Here is a 20,091-nt window from a genome sequence, read left to right as displayed (position 1 = left end):
GATGCGCCCTCGCTACCATTATGCCCCCGCCGCCAACTGGCTGAGCGATCCTAACGGCCTCGTCTGGCAGGATGGCGCGTGGCACATGTTCTACCAGTACAATCCTTTCGGTGAAGAATGGGGGCACATGTCGTGGGGGCACGCTGTTTCGTCGGACCTCGCACATTGGCGGGAGCTGCCGGTGGCACTGGCCGAGGAAAATCAGACCATGATCTTTTCGGGTTCGGCAGTCATCGATCATGCCGACAGTGCTGGCTTCGGACATGGCGCGATGATCGCAATCTACACCGGCGCCAGAACCGATCGCCTGCATCAGTTCCAATGCATTGCCGCAAGCACCGACCAGGGGCGCACCTTTACCAAGTATTCCGCAAACCCGGTGCTGGACCGCAAGATGGAAGACTTCCGCGATCCCAACGTGTTCTGGCATGAGCCGACGCGGCGCTGGATCATGACCGTGGTCCTGTCCGACGAGAATCGCGCCTTGATCTATGGATCGGGCGACCTGAAATCATGGGAAGAGCTGTCTGAGATACCGACAGACGGCGCGCCGGGACACTTGTGGGAATGCCCGTTCCTCGTCGAACTACCCATTGAAGGCTCCGCTGAGACACGCTGGTTGTTCAAGGTCGATGTGCTTTCAGGCGCACCGGGATCGGGCGCTCTTTATCGGGCCGGCAGCTTTGACGGTATCCGGTTCAAAGCCGAAAGCGCCTGGCAGGTGGCCGACTACGGCGACGAGTTCTACGCGGCTATTGGCTGGACGGAACCACGCGACCGACTAGACAGGCCGACGTGGATTGGCTGGATGGGCAACCATGCCGTTCAGAAGCACTTGCCGCTGCAAGGGTGGCGCGGTGCGATGAGCCTCCCTCGCAGGCTTTCGCTCAGGCGGCGCGAGGACGGCTTCGTGCTCGTCCAGTCGATCGAACCATCATGCCGCGCACTCTTCGGTGGAGCGGAGAAGATCGAACTAGATCACGGCTGCTTTCCGCTGCCGGGTTGTTCCATGCTAACAGCGGCTGCTGGCGATTGGAGCTTCACGCTTTCCGATGACGCAGGACGCTTGCTCGCATGCTCTTGCAAGGCGGGCAGGATCGAGGTCGTGCGCAAGGATGCGGTAACGCCGCAGCTTGATCGGAAGTGCGAAATGGAGCTCACCGGCGATGGACCAGTCGAGATCTGGCTCGACCACGGCAGCATGGAGATCATCGCAGGGGCTGGGGCAGATTGCCTCACCTTGCAGCATCGCCTTGCCGGTGAGGCATGGGCGTTGCGCGGCAGCGGCACACTTTCTGCCCGTTACCTTACCGCGAGCGCTTGACGGCCGAGTTCGATGGCGCCGGTGATTCCCGCATCATCTCCAAGGCCCGGCGTGACGATGTAGCTTTCCAGCTCGGCGTCGAGCCGTGGATGCTGAACATAGCCATTAAGCTGGCCAACCGTAGCCTTGCGCACCGCTTCGACCAGCCCCGGCGCCTTCATCACGCCACCGCCGAAAATCAGCCGGTCCGGCATGTGCAGCAGCACCAGTGTCGAGGCGAGGTGGGCAATGTACTCCGCGACGATTTCCACTTCCTGTGGCCCCAGCTTGTCGAGGCTGGTGCCCCAACGTTTCTCAATAGCCGGACCGCAAGAAAGTCCTTCAAGGCAGTCCCCATGGTAAGGGCAAATGCCAGGAAAAGGATCGCGCTCCGGATTGCGCGGGGGCTGGATGTGGCCGCTCTCGAAGTGTGAAATGCCCATGAGTGACTGCCCGTTGCGCACAACGCCCGTGCCAACCCCGGTGCCGATGGTGGTGTAGGCGAGGGTGCGACAGCCTTGACCCGCCCCGGCCATCCATTCGCCGATCGCAGCGCCGTTCACGTCGGTATCCAACTTGATCGGGGCGCCAAATCCGGACAGCACGTCGTGAAACCGTGCGCCTGACCAGCCCGGCTTGGGCGTGGTGGTGAACGTGCCGTAGGCGGACGACGTCGGGTCGATGTCGATAGGGCCAAAACTTGCTACGCCGAACGCCACGATCGGACCATGCTGCGCGCTTGCCTCTTCGAAGAACGCCTGCATTGCCGGCCATGTCTCGGTCGGCGTGTTCGTCGGCATGCGCGTGCGGGCGAGGATTTCACCCTCATGCGTCGCAAGCGCAAGCACGAACTTGGTGCCGCCAGCTTCGACCGCTCCGATCAGACCTTTCTCGCTCATTCGCCCGTCACTTTCGCATTCTCTTTAACCAGTATCATGGCAGCTGCTGCCGCCGTCATCATCAAGGCCGCCACCAGCATCGTCCAGCGCGGTTCTCCGGGGAAGAAGCTGCGCATCACACCACCCATCAGTGTCGCCACGACGAGTTGGGGTATGACGATGAAGAAATTGAAGATGCCGATGTAGATCCCGAACTTTCGCGGCGGCAGCACTCTTGTCAGAATGACATAGGGCATCGAAAGCACCGATGCCCAGGCAATCCCCATGCCGACCATCGGCAGGAGCAGCGCATCCGGGTTGCGGATCAGGAGAATCCCGACGAAACCTGCCGCCCCGCACAGAAGGCCAACTGCATGAGTTGCGGCATTGCCGATGCGCCGCGCCAGAATTGGCAGCACGAACGCTGCAACTGCGGCAACGCCGTTGTAGAATGCGAACATTATCCCGACCCAGTCCGCGCCTTCGTTATAGGCAAGGCTGGTCGTGTCGGTCGCGCCAAACGCCTGTGCGGTGACCACCGGCGTGGTGTAGATCCAGACAATGAAAAAGCCGATCCAAGTAAAGAACTGCGCGAATGCCAGTTGGCGCATCTGGACGGGCATCTGGGCAAGGTCGCTGACGATGTGCGCAAGCGCTCCTCGGGCTGACGTGGCACGAACGCCGATCTGGATGAGGCCGAATGCGCAAAGCCCGGCTCCCAGCACGTAAAGCTGCTTGTCCAGGGCGAGCGCCTGGACAAGCCCAAGCATCACGATTCCGGCAATCGTCCAGAACGGCCCGCTGCGCGGATAGATCAGTGGCTCGTGCTCCGCGCCATGATCGTGGTCGGAGCCCGGATCGAACTCTGCCATTTCATCGGGTGAGTATTCGCGCACTCTGAGCACTGTCCAGCCCACGCTGAAAACCATCGCTGCCGCGCCGAGATAGAAGCTGTAGCGGACGGACGGCGGGATCACCCCCTCCGGCGCGACGTTAGGAATACCGAGCCAGTTGAAGAGCGCCGGCGCGAGGCTGCCGAGCACGGCGCCCGCGCCGATAAAGCACGTCTGAAAGGCAAAGGCCTGCGCGCGTTGGTCGTCCGGTGTCATGTCTCCGGCAAAGGCGCGGAAGGGCTCCATTGCGACGTTGAGCGAAGCATCTAGAAGCCACAGGAAGGCGGCGGCGAGCAGGAGCAGTCCGGTGTTGGGCAAGCCGATCAGGGCCAATCCGGCGAGCACCGCACCGGCAAGGAAATAGGGGCGGCGGCGGCCAAGGAAACCCCAGGTCCGGTCCGAATGATAACCGATCAGCGGCTGCACGATAAGGCCGGTTACCGGCCCCGCGATCCACAGGAATGCGAGATCGTCGACGGAACTGCCAAGTGACTGGAAGATGCGGCTGACGTTTGCGTTTTGCAGTGCGAAAGCGATCTGGATGCCGAAATAGCCAAAGCTGATGTTCCACAGTCCCCAGAAACTCTGCCTGGGTTTTTCCCTAGCGGGTTGGCGGATCGAGGTGGTCATCGGCTCTCCATCGGGGCGCTGTTGGCGCGCCAGGTGGCCGTCTCACGCGGCCATTGCATTGCAATCAGGCGTCGCGAAGTCGCAGAATCCGGGCGTTCCTGCAATCGATGCGCATACGAATACCAAGACCGTTGGCGGTTCACCCGCCGCTGCTTGCCCGAACCACAAGCCGCGCCGGCAGCACGCGCGGGTTGCCTGGGCGACCTTCGACTTGTGCAAGGACGCTTTCCACCAGAGCCTCACCAGCCAGCCGGATATCCTGCATGATCGTGGTCAGCGGAGGCGAAGTGAATGCGGCAGCGGGAATGTCGTCGAAGCCCACGACGGCGACATCGTCGGGAACCGACAGTCCGGCTTCGGACAGTGCGCGCATGGCGCCTACCGCGATAAGATCGCTCGCGGCAAAGATCGCATCGAACGACGCCTCCCGCGATAGAAGCTCACGCGCAGCGTGATAGCCGTTCTCCTCGGATGAAACGGCGTCGACGAGCAGGGATGGGTCGGGCGCGAGGCCTGCAGTCACCACAGCTTTGGCAAGGCCGGCATAGCGCTGCTCGAATTCCGGATAGTGCGAATCCGCCTGTCCTAGGAAAGCGATCCGCTTGCGTCCACGTGCCAGAAGGTGCTCGCCAGCAAGCCGCCCCGCGCCGAAATTGTCCGATCCGACCGTGGCCCCGATCGTGCCGTCGTCAACCGAGCCCCAGCGTACGAAATGCGTGCCCGAGCGGATCAACTGGCGCAGTCGCGGCTCGTATGCCGTGTAGTCGCCATAACCAAGCAGGATCAATCCGTCCGCGCGATGGCTGTCTTGGTAACGCTTGTGCCAATCGTCATCCAGTTTCTGGAACGAGATCAGCAGGTCAAGACCGCGATTGGCGCAATGCCGCGTGATCGACCCGAGCATGGCGAGAAAGAACGGGTTGATGTTGGATTCATCAGGCGTCGGATCCTCGAAGAACAGCAGAGCCAACGTGTTCGACCGCTGCGAACGCAGTGAAGAAGCATTCTTGTCGACCGTGTAATTGAGTTGTCGAGCAATCGCCTCGATCTTCTGCCGTGTCGCGAGACTGACCGATTTGCTGCCTCGCAACGCCCTGCTCACGGTGGGCTGGGATACGCCGGCAAGGTAGGCAATGTCGAAACTGGTTGGTTTGTTGGAAGGCCTGCGCCCCATATCCCGATCACTCCCACCGCCCGGTGTGGTCCCGTGGTCGGTCAACCCGGACTTTATGCGTGATGTCTCAGTCATGCAATGGCTCGGCGGTTGCGCTGCCAGAATCAATGGGAAATGCCGATTTCCCAAGGGTTTTTCTCACGGAGGGAGCGTTGCCAAATAGCATCAACTGAAACCAATCCGGGGGGCGGCGCATGCATAGTATACGTATGCCATATTCGCCATTCTTCATCGCTCCCTTAAACCGGAATGGAGCGGAAGGCCGGGATCAGCGGCACCGCCGAGTGCAATCACGGTTTCAACAGAAGGTTCAGGGTCGGAGCTTCCGGCTTGGGGGAGTGAATTTCAACATGGCAATTCGCACATTATCCGCTGCTGCCGGCGTATCGCTCGCAGCGATGACAGTCGCCCTCGTTGCGACTCCGGCCATGGCGCAGGACGCCACCCCGGCGCAGGATCAGGCGCAGGCAACTGACGCGGCTCCGGAGGCGCAGGAGCAGGCCATCGTCGTCACCGGTTTCCGCGCCGCGCTCGCCACGGCCGTCAACGTCAAGAAGACCTCGCCGGTGATCGTGGAATCGGTCTCGGCCGAAGACATTGGCCGCCTGCCCGATGCCTCGATCGGTGAATCGATCGCTCGCCTGCCGGGTCTCACCACCCAGCGCCTGTTCGGCCGCGCCAACTCGATCGCTATCCGCGGTTCGAGCGCGGACCTTTCCTCGACCACGCTGAACGGTCGCCCGCAAACCTCGACGGGCGAACAGCGCAACGTCGAGTTCGATCAGTTCCCTTCGGAAATCGTCAGCCGCGTTGACGTCTACAAGACGCCGCAGGCGAACCTTGTCCACCAAGGCCTCGTCGGCACCGTCGACATCAAGACGATCCGTCCGCTGGAATTCGGCAAGGGCCTTCTCTCGTTCGGCGGCCGCGGCACTTACGCTGACCTTGGCAAAGTCAACAAGGACAGCAACGAGTTCGGCTATCGTGCGACGGCGACCTATGTCGGCCAGTTCATGGAAGATCGCCTTGGCGTTGCTCTGTCGGCTGCTTACACCGATGAGCCATATCAGGCTCAGGAATTCGAGGCTTGGGGTTACGCCGACGGCCCGAACAATACCAAGATCATCGGCGGCATGAAGCCTTTTGGCGTATCAACGCAGCTCAAGCGTCTCGGCATCCAGGGCACCGTGCAGTTCAAGCCGGTCGACGAGCTGACCCTGACCGTTGACGGTTTCTACGGCAACTTCAAGGACAAGCAGATCAAGCGTGGCATCGAGTTTCCGCTGGCCTGGAGTGGTGCGCAGCTGTCGCCTACCGGTATCGAGACCAACGGCAACCTGATCACCAAGGGCACGTTCTCGGGCGTCGAGGCCGTCGTCAACAATCATGGCTACGAACGCAACTCGGACATCTTCTCGGGCGGTTTCAACGCTGCTTGGGCCGGTGAGGATGGCTGGTCGGCCTCGTTCGACTTCGGCTACTCGAAGACCGATCGCAACGAACTTACCCTTGAAACCAACGCGGGCACCGGCCCGGGCGCTGGCGTCGGTGCGACCGATACGCTGACCTTCGTCAGCGGTCCGACCGGAACCAGCTTCACCAGCCACGTCCTCGATTATGGCAACTACAACACTATCGTCCTGACCGACCCGCTCGGCTGGGGTGGCGGCGCGCCGAATGGTTCGCAGGAGGGCTACTACAACGACCGCATCATCGACGACGAGATCAAGAGCTTCCAGGTCGAAGTCGGCAAGGAACTGGAAGACAGCTTCCTCTCGAAGCTGACGGTAGGCACGGCTTACGTCGATCGCACCAAGGCAAAGACGCCGGTCGAGTATTTCCTGAACCTCGCCGGCGGCGCCAAGTCGCTGGTCGTGCCGGAGAAGTACCGCACGGGCGCAACCGACCTTGGCTTCATCGGTGCCGGTCCGGTCATCGGCTACGATCCCTTCGCGCTGCTCGAGGACGGAGTCTACGTAAAGACGCTGAACGCTTCGAAGGACGTTCCGGCAAAGGCTTACTCGGTCACCGAGCGCGTCATGTCGATCTATTTCAAGGGCGACCTCAAGGCGACGCTCGGCGATGTCGAGATGGACGGCAATATCGGCGTTCTCGCACAGAACACCGAGCAAAAGTCGCGTGGCTTCGTGAACCTTGCGGCTGCCTCGCTGGTGCCTGTCACCCGCGGCGCGCGTTACTGGGACATCCTGCCAAGCCTCAACCTTAATTTCCGCATTCCGGGTGACTGGGTGGTACGCTTTGCCGCAGCGCGCGAGATCCAGCGTCCGCGCTTCGAGGACATGAAGGTTAGCCTGGACTACAGCTACAACGTCAACAGCGGCGTGATCACCGGTAACGGCGGCAATCCGCAGCTGCGTCCGTATCGCGCATGGGCAGCTGACCTGAACATCGAAAAGTACTTCGGCCGCAAGGGCTACGTCGGCCTACAGATGTTCTACAAGAAGCTCGACAACTACATCTACAAGGATGTCGTCCCTTACGATTACACCGGCCTGCCGATCGTCGCCCCGGTTCCGATCACGAACTTCGTCGGTACGATCAACACGGCGGTCAACGGTTCGGGCGGCAAGCTTTATGGTGTGGAACTCGCTGGAACTCTTCCGTTTGAAGTCATCACCCCGGCGCTCGAGGGCTTCGGCTTCACGGGCGGGCTTGGTTACACCAAGACCTCGATCAAGCCGGGTCCGAACGCCAATTCGATGGACCTTCCGGACTACTCGCGCTGGGTTGCTTCGGGCACGCTGTTCTTTGAGAAGGCCGGCTTCAACGCCCGCGTCTCGGCCCGTCACCGCTCATCGTTCCAGGGAATCTTTGTCGGCTTCGGCGGCGAGCGTGAACTGCGCCGCGCGCTGAAGGAAACCATCGTCGATGCGCAGATCGGCTATGACTTCCAGGAAAGCAGCCCGCTAAATGGCCTGTCCCTCTTCGTGCAGGGCCAGAACCTGACCGACGAGCCCTTCGTTTCGGTCGACAATGGCGCACCGCTGCAGATCCGCAACTACCAGACCTACGGTCGTCGCTTCATGGCAGGCTTCAACTACAAGTTCTGATCCCTCCGGAGGGAGCGGCCTCATCCCGCTCCCTCCACCCTTTCGGGACAGAGACGTTGCCAGAATGTGCCCGCAGAAGGCACTCTCGAGAGAATTCACTGCGGGAGAACGGACGTGTCGGCTACAGATCAGCGCAGGATCGTCATTGCAGGTGGCGGCACGGCAGGATGGATGACCGCCGCTGCTCTTGCCCGGCTGGCTTCGCCGCACTGGCAGGTGACATTAATTGAGTCCGAGGAAATCGGCACGGTCGGCGTCGGTGAGGCGACCATCCCGATGGTTCGCCTGTTCAACCAGACACTGGGTATCGACGAGGCCCAGTTCCTGCGCGAAACGCATGGCACCTGGAAGCTTGGGATCGCTTTCGAAGGCTGGGGTGGTTTCGATGACCGCTACATCCACGGCTTCGGGCTTACGGGTCGCAGCCTCGGTGTTCTGCCGTTCCACCACTACTGGCTGCGAGGCCGTGCACATGACCTTGCCGGTCCGCTGGGCGAATACGTGCTCAACGCCGTCGCTTCCGATGCAAACAAGTTCGCGCATATCGACCGTCCGCAAGGTAGCGCCTTGCCGCCGATGCCATACGCCTACCATTTCGACGCCTCGCTTTATGCCGCATTCCTCAGGCGTTACGCTGAAGGCCGTGGCGTTCGCCGGATCGAGGGGCGGATCGTCGGTTTCGACCGCGATGTGCTGAACGGCAATCTGGCGGCACTTCGTCTCGAACGTGGCGACGTGATCGACGGCGATCTCTTCGTGGACTGCTCTGGCTTCCGCAGCCTGCTTCTGGGGCAGGAGATGGGCGTCGGTTATGTCGATTGGAGCCAGTGGCTGAAATGCGATCGCGCAGTGGCGGTGCCCTGCGACAGGGCTGAGCCGCTTGTTCCTTACACCCGTTCAATTGCCCAGCCCGCCGGCTGGTGCTGGCGCATTCCGCTTCAGCATCGTACCGGAAACGGCCACGTCTTCTGCTCCGACCTGATGAGCGAAGACGAAGCCACAGCGCGGCTTATCGGCCGCCTCGATGGCGAGCAACTGGCCGATCCGCGCACCATCCGCTTCAAGGCCGGGCGGCGCGAGAAGTTCTGGGAGCGGAACGTTGTGTCTATCGGGCTCTCCTCCGGCTTCATTGAGCCTTTGGAATCCACCTCGATCCACTTGATCCAGACCGCAATCAGCCGCCTCGTCGATTTCATGCCCAATGGCCCTGTGCAGGATGCTGATCGCGATGCTTACAACCGCCTCGCAACTTTCGAAATAGAGCGCATCCGCGATTTCGTGATCCTGCATTACGTCGCCAATGGCAGGCACGGCGAACCCTTCTGGGACTCTCTGCGGCAGATGGAGGCAGCCGGACAACTGCCCGATGCGTTGGGCGAACGTCTTGCGATGTTCCGGGCGTCGGGACGCATCGTGCGCGAACACGACGAACTGTTCGACGTGCCCGGTTGGGTGCAGGTCATGATCGGGCAGGGTGTCGTGCCCGCACGCTGGCATCCGCTTGCCGACCAGGTTGCGCCCGAAAGCCTCAAAGCCTTCCTCGATACCGTGCGCGGTGCCTACGAAAAGGACGTTGCCCGAATGCCGTCTCACGCTGAATACGTGTCGCATGTTTGCGGACAGGTGCCGGCACATGCGTAAGGTCATGGGTCTTTCTCTTCTGGCGCTGCTCGCCTCGCAACCCGCGCAGGCCGACGTGCCGCTCGCCGAAGTCCGGGCGCGTCCGGCAGCGGGGGAGACGATCTATTTCCTCCTGCCCGATCGGTTCGAGAATGGCGACAAGGCCAATGATCGCGGCGGCCTGAAGGGAGATCGCTACAAGACCGGTTTTGATCCCGCCGCCAAGGGCTTCTACCACGGCGGCGACATCAAGGGGCTGACCCAGCGGTTAGACTACCTGCAGCGGCTTGGCGCCACCGCGATCTGGGTGGCACCGGTCTTCAAGAACAAGCCGGTGCAGGGCGGGCCGGGGCTCGAGAGTGCCGGATACCACGGCTATTGGGTGACCGACTTCACCCGCGTCGATCCGCACTTCGGCACCAATGCCGACTTCAAGGCGCTTGTCGACGCGGCCCACGCCCGTGGGATGAAGGTCTACATGGACATCATCGCCAACCACACCGCTGACGTAATCCAGTACAAGGATGGCCAGTACACCTACCGCGACAAGGCGAACTGGCCCTATTCGCGCAAGGGTGGCGTGAATGGTGAGCCGGTCAATCCTGGGTTCGCCGGAGACGCGGACTCGAGTGCAGCCAACTTCGCCAAGCTGACCAATCCCGGCTTTGCCTACGAGCCATTCGTTCCGCCAGCCGAAGCGCACGTGAAGGTGCCCGATTGGCTTAACGATCCGATCTATTACCACAACCGCGGTGACAGCACGTTCCGCGGCGAGAACAGCCGCTTCGGTGACTTCGCCGGCCTTGACGACCTTTTCACCGAGCATCCCCGGGTACGCGCCGGCATGATCGAGATCTATGCCGATTGGATCAGGCAGTTCGGCATCGACGGCTACCGGATCGACACGGCCAAGCATGTCGATCCGGGTTTTTGGCAGGCGTTTATCCCTGCGATGCTGGAGACGGCGAAGCAGGCCGGCATACCCAACTTCTCGATTTTCGGCGAAGTGGCGCACGAAGGGTCGGACCCCGGCACCATAGCCCGTTACACCCGGCGTGACGGCTATCCGGCAGTGCTGGACTTCGCCTTTCAGGGCGCGGTGCGCGCCGTGCTGGGGCAGGGCAAGGGTACCGAGGTCCTCGCCGATACTTTCGATGGCGATGTGCTCTATGAGGGCGGCGAAGAAGCCGCGCTGGCGATGCCGACGTTCCTTGGCAATCACGACATGGGCCGGTTCTCCACGCTGCTCGCCAAGGACATGCCGGGGATTTCAGACGCCGAACTTACCAAGCGCGTCGAGCTTGCCCATGTGATGTTGCTGACCCTGCGTGGTTCGCCAGTGATCTACTCTGGCGACGAGCAGGGCTTTGTGGGCGATGGCAACGATCAGGACGCCCGCGAGGACATGTTCGCCAGCATGGTCGCGAGCTACAACGACAATCGTCTGCTCGGCACTTCGGCAACCACCGCAACGGCCAACTTCGATCCGGCCCACCCTTTTTACAGGTTGATCGCGACCCTGGCCCAGCTGCGCAAGGCCCACCCGGCGCTGGCGCGAGGTCGGCAGGTTACGCGAACGTATTCGGAAGCGCCCGGCTTGTTTTCGGTCTCCCGCTTTGATCCGGTTAGCGGTACCGAATACTTCATTGCCTTCAATACCTCGGACAAGCCGATCGCCATGCAAAGCGTGATCGGGGTGTCCGCAGCAAGCCTTGAGAAGCTCTATGGGCGATGCCCGGCGCAGGTTTCCGCGCCCGGCAGCGTTACGGTCGAGCTACCCGCCTTCGGCAGCATGGTTTGCCGTGTTGCTCCCTCCCCGGAAACTACCGTTCGATGAAGACTTCCGAAGCCGTACTTCCCAGCACCAAGCCACAGCCTGACGTGCCGTGGTGGCGTGGCGCTGCGATCTATCAGATTTATCCGCGCAGCTTCTGTGATTCCAATGGTGACGGCATCGGCGACCTGCCGGGCATCACGCAACGTCTGGAGCACGTGGCGCGCCTCGGCGTGGATGCAATCTGGGTCTCTCCGTTCTTCAAATCGCCGATGCGCGATTTCGGCTATGACGTGGCCGACTATTGTGACGTCGATCCGATTTTCGGCACGCTCGCCGATTTCGACGCAATGGTGAAACGCGCCCACGAACTGGGGCTGAAGGTCACGATTGATCAGGTCTACGCCCATACTTCGGACCTCCATCCATGGTTCGAGGAAAGCCGACAGGATCAGCTGAACGACAAGGCGGACTGGTACGTCTGGGCCGATCCCAGGCCCGACGGTTCGCCACCCTCAAACTGGCAATCGGTGTTTGGCGGTCCGGCATGGACGTGGGATGCGCGGCGCAAGCAGTATTACCTGCACAACTTCCTTTCCAGCCAGCCGCAGATGAATGCGCACAATCCTGATGTGCAAGATGCGCTGCTTGGCGTCATGCGCTTCTGGCTGGATCGTGGCGTGGACGGGTTCCGTCTCGATGCGCTCAACTTCCTCATGCATGACCCGACGCTGCGCGATAATCCGCCAGCGCCCGATGACGGGCGTCGCAAGACGCGCCCCTTTGACTATCAGCTCAAGATCTACAATCAGTCGCACCCGGATATCCTGAGGTTCATCCAGCGCGTGCGGGAACTGTGCGATCAGTATGGCGCGGTGTTCACTGTGGCCGAAGTGGGTGGCGATCTGGCCGAGACCGAGATGAAAGCCTTCACCGCCGGCGAGGATCATCTCAACAGCGCCTATGGCTTCGACTTCCTCTATGCGGACAAGCTGACTCCGAAGTTCGTCGAGCAGGCCGTTGCCAAGTGGCCGGACACGCCGGGTATCGGATGGCCGAGCTGGGCTTTCGAGAACCACGACGCTCCCCGCGCACTGTCGCGCTGGTGCGGCCTCGATGATCGCGAGGCGTTTGCACGGCTGAAGGCCATGCTTTTCACGTCGCTGCGGGGCAACATCATTGTCTATCAGGGCGAGGAACTGGGGTTGACCCAGGTCGAGATCCCCTTCGAGCAGTTGCAGGACCCGGAAGCGATTGCCAACTGGCCGCTGACGCTTTCACGCGATGGGGCCCGCACGCCGATGCCGTGGGTGGTGCAGTCAGGCGAGGGGGGCTTCACATGCGGAGCGCCGTGGCTGCCGTTGGGCGAAGAGAATCTGGCGCGCGCGGTAGACCGGCAGGAAGCCGATCCGTCGTCGCTGCTCAATCTGACCACGCGCCTGCTGCGTTTGCGCCGTGAAAACGATGCGCTACGCCTTGGCTCATTCCAGGTTCTCCATGCAGACGAATGCCTGCTTGCTATCCGTCGCGTCTCGGGAGAGCAATCGATTGCAGGACTTTTCAACCTGTCCTCCGTCCCGGTGGTCTGGCCGCAAGGACTGGTTCGGGATGGCAAGGAACTCGCGTCGGTAAACGGCGCCACTGTTGGGCAGTTGCCGCCATTTGGCGCGCTGCTGATCGAAGAGAGGATCTGATGCGTAACTTTCTGAACGTTGCAGCGCCGCTGGCGCTGACCCTTTCGTGCGCCCTCGTTTCGCCGGCTCTTGCTGAAACCGTGACAGCATCATCCCCGGACGGATCGTTGGTCCTTTCCGTCACAACCGACAATGACGGGCACCCGCTTTACAGCCTGACCCGCAAGGGCAAGCTGCTGCTGGCGTCGTCGATGCTGGGCTTCATCACCAGCGACGGGCCGACGATGCAGCGCGGCCAGAAGATCGTCGGCAGCGAGACCGCATCGGGGAAGGAAACCTGGGAACAGCCGTGGGGCGAGCGTCGCTATGTCAGCGACAACCACAATGAATTGCTGGTCAGGTTCGAACAGACGCCGGCCTGGGGTGCCCGACGCATGAATGTGCGCTTCCGCCTGTTCAATGACGGCTTCGGCTTCCGTTATGAGATCCCGGAACAGCCCGCGATGAAGGTGATGAAGATCGCCGATGAACTGACCGAGTTCAACGTCGCGCAGAACGGCACCGCATGGTGGATCCCCGGCGGCGAATGGAACCGTTACGAGCAGGTCTACCAGAAGACCCCGATCGACGCCGTCTCCACCGCGCACACGCCGATCACGATGAAGCTCGATGACGGCACCCACCTGTCGTTCCATGAAGCCGCACTGGTCGATTATTCGGGAATGTGGCTCAAGCGTCAGACCGGCACTTCGTTCCGTGCGACACTGGCCCCTTCGTCCAGTGGCCCGAAGGTTGTGCGCGCAGTGCCATTCAACACTCCATGGCGCACGCTGCGCATCGCCGACAGTGCCAAGGGCCTGGTCGAGAACGACCTCGAATTGAACCTCAACGAGCCCAACAAGATCGGCGATGTCTCCTACTTCAAGCCGATGAAGTACATTGGCATCTGGTGGGGCATGATCCGCGGTGATTGGTCGTGGGCCGAAGGGCCCAAACATGGCGCGACGACCGCGCGGACCAAGCAGTACATGGACTTTGCCGCCAAGCACGGTTTCGGCGGGGTGCTGGTGGAAGGCTGGGACAAAGGCTGGAACGGCACATGGTTCGGCAACGGCAAGGACTTCAGCTACACCCAGGCAACGCCCGACTTCGATATCGAAGCCGTCACGAGATACGGCGCAAAGAAGGGCGTCATGTTGATCGGCCACCACGAAACCGGCGGCAATATCGCGAACTACGAGGCCCAACTCGAAGACGCCATGAAGCTTTACGACCGGTTGGGCGTTCGGGCGGTGAAAACTGGCTATGTCGCTGACGCCGGTGGCATCCTCGCCCCCGGTGACACGCCGGACACGTACAAGATGGAATACCATGACGGCCAGCGGCAGGTTCAGCATCACCTCAAGGTCGTGGAGATGGCGGCGAAGTATCGCATCGTCGTCAACGCCCACGAACCGGTGAAGGACACTGGCCTGCGCCGCACCTATCCCAACTGGATCGATCGCGAAGGCGCGCGGGGCATGGAATACAATGCCTGGGGCCAGTTTGCCAACGGACCGGACCACGAGCCGACGCTGGTCTACACCCGCATGCTGTCCGGGCCGATGGACTACACGCCGGGCGTGCTGAGCCTTGAAGGCGCAAACAAGGTGCCGTTGGCCTCCACGCTTGCCAAGCAGCTCGGCCTTTACCTTGCCCTCTATTCCCCGATCCAGATGGCAGCGGACTTCATCGAGAGCCTCGAGGCGCATCCCAGGGAACTGGCTTTCATCAAGCAGGTGCCCGCCGACTGGTCCGAAAGCCACCTGATCGCCGGTGAGGTGGGTGACTTCGCGATCTTTGCGCGCAAGGACCGCAACAGCGAGGACTGGTATGTCGGGGGCGTGAACGATGCGACCGCGCGCGACGTTTCGCTGAGCCTCGACTTCCTCGACCCGGGCAAGACCTATACCGCCACACTGTGGAAGGACGGCGAGGGCGCTACTTACGAGACCGAGGCCCGGCACCGTATCGCCTATGCCACGCTGAAGGTGAAGAAGGGCGATGTCCTGCCGGCCTGGCTGGCACCCGGCGGTGGTCTCGCCGTGCGTCTGCATCCGGGGAAGTGACATGATGCTGCGCCTGCTTGCCGGGATGGGGATGCTCCTGCTGGCGATGACCACGCATCCGGCGGCGGCGCAGGATCAGGGGCGGATAATCGAATATAGCGAGATTGCGGCGGCAGGGTTGCCGCCGCAGCGACTGAGCATCTGGCTGCCGCCTGGATATGACGGGTCGAACCGCAGCTATCCGGTGGTCTACATGCACGATGGGCACAACCTGTTTGACCGGCGAAATTCCAACTTCGACAAGATCTGGGCGGCGGACAAGGCCATGCTTGCTGTCATGGGTAAAGGCATCGAACCGCGGATTATCGTCGGGATCTGGGCTCCGGGTGAGGATCGCTTCCGCCAGTATCTGCCGAAGCCGGCCTACGATGCCGCTCCGCCGGAACTGCGGGCGAAGATGGACGTGATGGCAAAGGGACCTGTGACCTCGTCTCGATACCTCGCGTGGATCGGTGATGTGCTGAAGCCTTGGGTTGACCGCTCGTTCCGCACGCGTCCGGCAAAAAACAACACCGCGATCATCGGCTCGAGCATGGGCGGCCTGATGAGCTGCTATGCCATTGCCGCCAGGCCTGAAGTGTTCGGGCGGGCGGCCTGCTTGAGTTCACATTGGCCGGCAGCGATCCCCGACGCGGTTGCTGGCTATGACGCGCAGGCCGCGAAGGTGTGGCGCGACTATTTCTCGTCGACGCTGGGCAAGCCCGATGCTCGCCGGGTGTGGATGGACCATGGCGACGTGACGCTCGACCAGTTCTATGCGCCTTACCAGAAGGAGGTCGATCAGGCCTTCGCGAGCGCAGGATGGCAAGAGGGTGCAGATTTCGAGAGCCGGTTCTATCCCGGTGCGCCCCATGACGAGGACGCCTGGGCAGCCCGCTTGCCGGAAGTGCTCGAGTGGCTCTTTCGCCCCTGACGGTTGCCCGAGCGCCTGTCGGAGTGCAAGGATGTCTACCCGGCGCCAGCGCATAGCTATCCTGCATACATATGCGTGCTGAACCGGAAGGACTAAGGGTCTAGGGCCGGTGCAAGGCACGGGTCCGGCGCCGATTTCGGCGGGCCGCATTGCCAAGGGAGATTAGCGTCGATGATCGAAACCAGTTGCTCGGCCCTGCTGCTGTTCGGCGCGACCGGGGACCTTTCGCGGCGCATGCTGCTGCCTTCGCTTTACGCACTGCACGAGGACGGGCTGATCCGGCCCGACCTGCGCATAGTCGGCACCGCCCGTTCGGAGCATGACGACGCCGAGTTCCGCGAGTTCGCCCGTAACGCGCTCGCCGAGTTCCTGCCAGAAGACCGGCGCGATGACGAGAAGCTGGCAAGCTTCCTCGAACGGCTCGAATACCAGACGCTTGATGCCTCGAATGTCGATGGCTTCGGCGCGCTCGCTGAAAAACTGGGTGATACTTCGTGCGGCCTGTCGATTTTCCTGTCGACCGCACCCTTCCTGTTCGAACCGACCATCGAAGGCCTGAAGAGGGCGGGGCTGGCGCATGCCAATGTCCGGATCGGCCTTGAAAAACCGCTGGGCAACGATCTCGCTTCGTCCACCCGGATCAACGATGCTGTCGCCGCCGCCTTTGCCGAGGAACAGATCTTCCGGATCGACCATTACCTTGGCAAGGAAACGGTCCAGAACCTGATGGCGCTGCGCTTTGCCAACATGATGTTCGAGCCGTTGTGGAACGCGGGCGGCATCGATCACGTGCAGATCACGGTCAGCGAGACGGTTGGCCTCGAAGGCCGAAAGGGTTTCTACGACGATACCGGTGCGCTGCGCGACATGGTGCAGAACCATATGCTGCAACTTCTGGCGCTGACGGCGATGGAGCCGCCAGCCAGCCTCGATGCCACTTCGATCCGCGACGAGAAGGTCAAGGTGCTGCGCGCACTGCGCCCGGTAAAAGCCGAGGAGATGGTGCGCGGCCAATATCGCACCGGCGCAGTCAAGGGCGCTTCGGTGGCGGGCTATCAGGAAGATCTTGGCGAGGCATCGGATACCGAGACCTTCGTCGCCATCAAGGCGCACGTCGACAACTGGCGCTGGACCGGGGTGCCGTTCTACCTGCGTACCGGCAAGCGCCTTGCCGAGCGGCGCAGCGAGATCGTCGTCGAATTCAAGCAGGTGCCGCACAACGTCTTCGCCGAGCGTGGTGGCCGCCTGCGCGCCAATCGCTTGGTCATCCGCCTTCAGCCCGAGGAATACGTTCGCCTGCAGGTCATGGCGAAGGAGCCGGGGCTGGATCGCGGGGGTATCGTGCTCCGCGAAGTGAACCTGGACCTGTCGCTGACCACGGCGTTTGCGAAGGCGCGCCGTCGCATTGCCTACGAGCGTTTGCTGCTCGACCTGATCGAGGGCGAGCAGACGCTGTTCGTGCGCCGTGACGAAGTGGAAGCGCAGTGGAAATGGGTCGACGCTATCCGCAAGGTCTGGGCTGACACGGAGATGGAAGCTCGGCCCTATGCCGCTGGGTCGTGGGGGCCGAACGCCGGCATTGCCCTGACCGAACGGGACGGGAGAAGTTGGAATGACTGACCTCGTGCCGGCAAGCGTGCGGTGGGCGCAGCCCGGCGATGCTGCGGCCGTGGCGGATCATATCGCGCGAGTCGTTTCGGCAGCGGGCCATAAGCGGATCGCGTTCACCGGGGGCTCCACGCCGATCAAGGTGCTGGCCCTGCTCAAGGATCGCCCGCTCGACTGGTCCAGCGTCACCATTGCCCTGACTGACGATCGCAGGGTGGCGGACGACCATCCGGCAAGCAACTTCGGCAAGATCCATGCAGCGCTCGGGGATTCCGGTGCGCAATTCGAACGCCTCGCAGAAGGCGCGCAAGTCGCGCCATTCGACCTCGTCTGGCTCGGCATGGGTGAGGACGGGCACGTCGCCTCGCTGTTCCCGGAAATGACAGCGCATGTCCGACCCGGGCCTGCCGTCATCGCGACCACGCCCATCCCGCTGCCGCAGGAAGCGCCGTTCGATCGGCTCACCTTGAATGAAAAAGCACTCAAGGCGACGAGGGAGATCATCCTTGTCGTGACTGGCACCTCGAAGAAGGCGCTGCTCGATGCGGCACTTGACGGTGATGAGCGTTATCCCGTCACAGCTTTCCTCCGCGGCTTTGGCCCGCCCGTTACCATCTACTGGAGCGAATGATGCCCTCCAATTCCAGTGTCGCCCTGCACCCTATCGTCGAGCGCGTCACCCAACGCATCATCGAACGCTCGCGCCCCACGCGCACCGCCTACCTCGACCTGATCGAGCGGTCGCGCGAACAGGGCCTCAATCGCCCGCAGCTTTCATGCGGCAACCTTGCCCACGGCTTTGCCGCCTCGGGCGAGGACAAGACGCTGATCAAGAGCGGCAAGGCGATGAACATCGGCATCGTCACCGCTTATAACGACATGCTCTCGGCGCATCAGCCCTATGGCCGCTACCCTGAGCAGATCAAGATATTTGCCCGTGAGGTCGGCGCGACGGCGCAGGTTGCGGGCGGCGTTCCGGCGATGTGCGATGGCGTGACGCAGGGACAGGACTCGATGGAGCTGTCGCTGTTCAGCCGCGACAACATCGCGATGGCGGCGGTCGTCGGGCTTAGCCATGCCATGTTCGAAGGCGCACTGCTGCTGGGCATTTGCGACAAGATCGTGCCGGGTCTGCTGATCGGGTCCTTGCGCTTTGGGCACCTGCCGACGATCCTCGTCCCCGCCGGCCCGATGCCGAGCGGCCTGCCCAACAAGGAAAAGGTCCGCATCCGCCAGCTCTATGCCGAGGGCAAGGTCGGGCGCGACGAACTGCTCGAAAGCGAGAGTGCAAGCTACCATTCGCCCGGCACCTGCACTTTCTATGGCACCGCCAACTCCAACCAGATGATGATGGAGATGATGGGCCTGCACATGCCGGGCTCCAGCTTCGTCCAGCCCGGCCTCAAGCTGCGCCAGGAACTTACCCGCGCTGCGGTGCACCGGATCACCCAGATCGGTTGGGACGGTGACGACTACCGCCCGCTCGGTCTGTGCGTGGATGAAAAGGCGATCGTCAACGCAATTGCCGGTCTGCTGGCGACCGGAGGTTCGACCAACCACGTGATCCACCTGCCAGCCATCGCGCGGGCCGCGGGCATCCAGATTGACTGGGACGACATGGACGAGCTGAGCCGCGCCGTCCCGCTGATCGCCAGCGTCTATCCGAACGGGGCCGGCGACGTGAACGCTTTTGCTGCGGCCGGTGGCATGCCCTACGTTATCCGCGAATTGATCGGCGCAGGCCTCGCCCATGCGGATATCATGACCGTATACGGCAAGTCGCTCGAAGAGGGCGCGCAGGAGCCGGTCATGGATGGCGACACGCTCAGATGGAGAGCCGCGCCAGAGGTGTCGGGCGACGACAAGATGTTGCGCCCGGTAGCTGCACCATTCCAGCCCGAAGGCGGCTTCCGCCTGCTCAAGGGCAATCTCGGCCGCGGCACGATCAAGGTCAGCGCTGTGGACCCCTCGCGCTGGACGATCGAAGCGCCTTGCCGGGTATTCAGCGACCAGAACGACGTTCTGGCAGCCTTCAAGGCCGGCGAATTGGAGAAGGATGTTGTGGTCGTGGTGCGGTTCCAGGGACCCGCGTCGAACGGCATGCCCGAGTTGCACAAGCTGACACCGCCGCTCGGAGTGCTGCAGGACCGCGGCTTCAAGGTTGCTCTGGTCACTGACGGCCGCATGTCTGGCGCGTCCGGCAAGGTTCCTGCTGCGATCCACGTGTCGCCGGAAGCGAAGACCGGTGGCCCACTGGCCAAACTGCGCGACGGCGACATCGTGCGCGTCTGCGCAGACACAGGCGAACTGGCTGCGTTGGTCGATGCTGCTGAATGGTCCGCACGCGAGAATGCGCCTGCTCCCGAAGCAGCCATGGGCGTTGGGCGTGAACTGTTCGCCTTGATGCGCCTGCATTCGGACGAGGCCGAACGCGGTGGTTCGGCGATGCTGGCTGCAGCCGGGCTCTGACGGCAACGAAAGAGAA

13 protein-coding genes are annotated in these 20,091 nt (G+C 62.3%); 10 read left to right on the top strand and 3 right to left on the bottom strand.

All coding sequences use genetic code 11. The features are described 5' to 3' along the window. Nucleotide 1 precedes the first annotated feature (1 nt). A complete protein-coding gene (locus AC1Q5P_RS01405) occupies nucleotides 2–1,324 on the top strand; it encodes a glycoside hydrolase family 32 protein (protein ID WP_492517934.1) in 1,323 nt (440 codons plus the stop codon). Here the strand turns inward: AC1Q5P_RS01405 and AC1Q5P_RS01400 are convergent. The 3 genes from AC1Q5P_RS01400 to AC1Q5P_RS01390 all read right to left on the bottom strand — a co-directional run bounded on the left by AC1Q5P_RS01400 (nucleotide 1,303) and on the right by AC1Q5P_RS01390 (nucleotide 4,878). Then, the gene (locus AC1Q5P_RS01400) at nucleotides 1,303–2,202 is read right to left on the bottom strand and encodes an ROK family protein (protein WP_492517933.1); all 900 of its coding nucleotides are present in this window, start codon (nucleotides 2,200–2,202) and stop codon (nucleotides 1,303–1,305) included. The genes AC1Q5P_RS01405 and AC1Q5P_RS01400 overlap by 22 nt on opposite strands. Then, entirely contained in the window at nucleotides 2,199–3,704 is a 1,506-nt protein-coding gene (locus tag AC1Q5P_RS01395) for an MFS transporter (RefSeq protein ID WP_492477993.1), read from the bottom strand. Before AC1Q5P_RS01395 ends, AC1Q5P_RS01400 begins: the two co-directional genes overlap by 4 nt. A 139-nt stretch (nucleotides 3,705–3,843) precedes the next feature. After that, the gene (locus AC1Q5P_RS01390) at nucleotides 3,844–4,878 is read right to left on the bottom strand and encodes a LacI family DNA-binding transcriptional regulator (protein WP_039332154.1); all 1,035 of its coding nucleotides are present in this window, start codon (nucleotides 4,876–4,878) and stop codon (nucleotides 3,844–3,846) included. Between the two features lie 350 nt (nucleotides 4,879–5,228). On the opposite strand from AC1Q5P_RS01390, the gene AC1Q5P_RS01385 reads away from it, so the two are divergent. The 9 genes from AC1Q5P_RS01385 (at nucleotide 5,229) to edd (ending at nucleotide 20,075) form a co-directional block, all read left to right on the top strand. After that, nucleotides 5,229–7,949, top strand: a complete 2,721-nt coding sequence (locus AC1Q5P_RS01385; protein WP_052242088.1) for a TonB-dependent receptor — start codon at nucleotides 5,229–5,231, stop codon at nucleotides 7,947–7,949. 114 nt (nucleotides 7,950–8,063) lie between these two features. Beyond that, nucleotides 8,064–9,590, top strand: coding sequence for a tryptophan halogenase family protein (locus AC1Q5P_RS01380; RefSeq protein WP_492517932.1), 1,527 nt, complete (start codon nucleotides 8,064–8,066; stop codon nucleotides 9,588–9,590). Continuing rightward, on the top strand, nucleotides 9,583–11,406 hold the full coding sequence (locus tag AC1Q5P_RS01375; protein ID WP_492517931.1) for an alpha-amylase family glycosyl hydrolase: 1,824 nt from the start codon (nucleotides 9,583–9,585) through the stop codon (nucleotides 11,404–11,406). The genes AC1Q5P_RS01380 and AC1Q5P_RS01375 overlap by 8 nt, the downstream gene beginning before the upstream one ends. Beyond that, nucleotides 11,403–13,037, top strand: a complete 1,635-nt coding sequence (locus AC1Q5P_RS01370; RefSeq protein ID WP_492517930.1) for an alpha-amylase family glycosyl hydrolase — start codon at nucleotides 11,403–11,405, stop codon at nucleotides 13,035–13,037. The genes AC1Q5P_RS01375 and AC1Q5P_RS01370 overlap by 4 nt, the downstream gene beginning before the upstream one ends. Then, on the top strand, nucleotides 13,037–15,085 hold the full coding sequence (locus tag AC1Q5P_RS01365; protein WP_492517929.1) for a glycoside hydrolase family 97 protein: 2,049 nt from the start codon (nucleotides 13,037–13,039) through the stop codon (nucleotides 15,083–15,085). The genes AC1Q5P_RS01370 and AC1Q5P_RS01365 overlap by 1 nt, the downstream gene beginning before the upstream one ends. Nucleotide 15,086: 1 nt before the next feature. Beyond that, nucleotides 15,087–15,998, top strand: coding sequence for an alpha/beta hydrolase (locus AC1Q5P_RS01360; protein WP_492517928.1), 912 nt, complete (start codon nucleotides 15,087–15,089; stop codon nucleotides 15,996–15,998). 171 nt (nucleotides 15,999–16,169) lie between these two features. Beyond that, entirely contained in the window at nucleotides 16,170–17,618 is a 1,449-nt protein-coding gene (gene zwf / locus AC1Q5P_RS01355) for a glucose-6-phosphate dehydrogenase (protein ID WP_039332162.1), read from the top strand. Then, nucleotides 17,611–18,237: a 6-phosphogluconolactonase gene (locus tag AC1Q5P_RS01350; RefSeq protein ID WP_492517927.1), complete on the top strand. Its 627-nt coding sequence runs from the start codon at nucleotides 17,611–17,613 to the stop codon at nucleotides 18,235–18,237. Before zwf ends, AC1Q5P_RS01350 begins: the two co-directional genes overlap by 8 nt. Continuing rightward, nucleotides 18,237–20,075: a phosphogluconate dehydratase gene (gene edd / locus AC1Q5P_RS01345; protein WP_492517926.1), complete on the top strand. Its 1,839-nt coding sequence runs from the start codon at nucleotides 18,237–18,239 to the stop codon at nucleotides 20,073–20,075. The genes AC1Q5P_RS01350 and edd overlap by 1 nt, the downstream gene beginning before the upstream one ends. Nucleotides 20,076–20,091: the final 16 nt, after the last annotated feature.

It is taken from the genome of Novosphingobium sp. GW835-FHT14H07 (genome assembly GCF_058793515.1).
Note: the sequence above shows the minus strand (reverse complement) of the source record. Positions and strands in the feature narration are given on the sequence as shown.